1 protein-coding gene and 2 pseudogenes are annotated in these 1,979 nt (G+C 72.3%); 1 reads left to right on the top strand and 2 read right to left on the bottom strand.

Annotation, left to right across the window (positions count from 1 at the left end):
- Positions 1–340: pseudogene (locus tag K6I34_RS36305) on the top strand (hypothetical protein); the annotation flags it as partial.
- On the opposite strand, the gene K6I34_RS36300 reads toward K6I34_RS36305, so the two are convergent.
- The gene (locus tag K6I34_RS36300; RefSeq protein WP_229332287.1) at positions 300–1,169 is read right to left on the bottom strand and encodes a YceI family protein; all 870 of its coding nucleotides are present in this window, start codon (positions 1,167–1,169) and stop codon (positions 300–302) included. The pseudogene K6I34_RS36305 and the gene K6I34_RS36300 sit on opposite strands and share 41 nt — an antisense overlap.
- 209 nt (positions 1,170–1,378) lie before the next feature.
- Positions 1,379–1,979 (bottom strand): annotated as a pseudogene (locus K6I34_RS36295) (SWF or SNF family helicase); the annotation flags it as partial.

Here is a 1,979-nt window from a genome sequence, read left to right as displayed (position 1 = left end):
CGTGACCGCGCTGGTGGCCGTCGGGGCACTCGCTCTCGGGGCGGCGTTCGTCATCGGGGACCGAGGGAAGAAGGGCGACGGGCCCGGCGGGGGAGCGCCCTCCGGCGGCTCCGTGCTCCCCTCCTCGCTCCCTTCCGCACTCCCCAGCGGTCTGCCCTCGGGCCTGCCGACCAGCCTGCCCAGCGGACTGCCGACAAGCCTCCCGTCGGGCTGGCCCAGTGGCTTGCCGACGAGCCTGCCGAGCGGTTTCCCCACCGACCTGCTGCCCGCGCCGCTCGACGGCCGGCGGGCCGGTGCGGTCACGTGGCGGGTACGGCCTGGATGTCCAGCTCGATCCTGATCGTCGCGCCGATCATGGCGATGCCGCGCTGGAGCATCGACTTCCAGTCCAGGGTGAAGTCCTCGCGGTGCAGTTCGGTCGTCGCCGAGCAGGCCGTACGGGACTCGCCCATGATGCCGGTGCCGATGCCCAGGTAACGCGTGTCCAGCGAGACGTTGCGGCTGACGCCGTGCAGGTTGAGCACCCCCTGCACCGTCCACCGGGAGCCACCGTGGTGCACGAACCGCTCGCTGGTGAACTGCATGTACGGGAATTTGGCGACGTCCAGGAACTCCGGCGAGCACAGGTGCTCGTCGCGCTGCGCGACCCCGGTGTCGATGCTCGCCGTCTCGATCACCACGTCGATCCGCGAGTCCTCCATGTTCTCGCCGATCCACAAGGTGCCCTCGAACCGGTTGAACCGGCCGTGCACCTCGGCGAGCCCGATGTGCCGGGAGACGAAGCGCACCGCCGTGTGGTCCGGGTCGATGCGCCAGGCCCCGGGAGCGGGCAGGGCGGGCGCGGGGGCCGGTTCCATGGCCATCGGGTCGAGCGCGGTCCGTACGCCTTCGGCGCAGGTGACAGAGCGGCGCACGGGCTGGAAGCCTTCCGCCGTCACGGCGACGTTGTACTCGCCGGGCGCCACGGTCGCCGCGAACCGGCCGTGCGGATCGGTCTGCCCGTGGACCACCTCCTGGCCGTTGAGATCCCTGACGGACACCTCGGCTCTGTGCATCGGCAACTGGACGGGGTCCGTGACGAAGCAGTCGAGAGCCCCCGCGCCGTACGGAATCGGTGCGGCCTCCCGGTGAGGGGAACGCTTGTGGAGGCGCAGCAGGGCGAAAGCCATCCCGAAGTGCCTTTCCGTGCTCAGAAGGTGATGAAACTGTAGATCACCATATTCCATGACCAAAAGGCAAAAATTGGCATCCTGCCTAGGAAAGGGCAAGTTTCATCCCCTCTCGCCTTCGAATCCGCGGCAGGGGGTGCGGGTGTCGGGCCGTGGAGTCCTGGCAGCAGGGCTCCACGGTTGCGGGGCTCTTGCCGGGTGACTGCGCCTCAGCTCTCCGCGACGTCCTCCCCGAGCGCCGCCGCGAGTGCCGAGGCGGGGTCGCGGTCGCACGGTCCGGCGGGCTGCCAGCGGCCGCTCTCCTTGCGGTACGGCCACCAGTGTCCGTCGCGCCCGTAGCGCAGCTGCGCGTCCGTCCCGACCGCGGTCCAGTGGTTGTGCGCGCACCGCAGCTCCGGCGCTGTGCCGTCCTCCCAGGCGCTCGCCAGCTGTGCCCGGGCCCGTGCGAGAACGTCGGCGCCCGGTGCCCAGTCGTCCTCGAGGACGGCCAGCGCGGCCGCGCCGCCGTGCCCCCACGCGCGTACGGCCCGCGCGAGTTCCGTACGGCCTCGGCCGCAGCCCGCCGCCAGCCGGTCGGCGATCGCGGGCGGAGGGCAGGAGGCGGCGAGCCGCACCGTGTCCTGCCACTCGCTGAGCTCTTCCGGTACGGGCGTCAGTTCATGGCCGGGGGCGAGGGCTTCGGCGAGCAGCCGCCGGGCCCGGGCGGCCGCGTCGGCGGCCAGGAACTCCAGCGCCGCGGCATCGACCCCGGGCGCCGGAGCGGTGTCGCCCGACAGGGTGGGGGGCCTGCCCGGGGACTCCACCGGAGGG

Source organism: Streptomyces sp. UNOC14_S4, assembly GCF_020740835.1.
Lineage (GTDB): Bacteria > Actinomycetota > Actinomycetes > Streptomycetales > Streptomycetaceae > Streptomyces.
The sequence above is the reverse complement of the archived record's forward strand: the minus strand, read 5'-3'. Positions and strand labels throughout refer to the sequence as shown.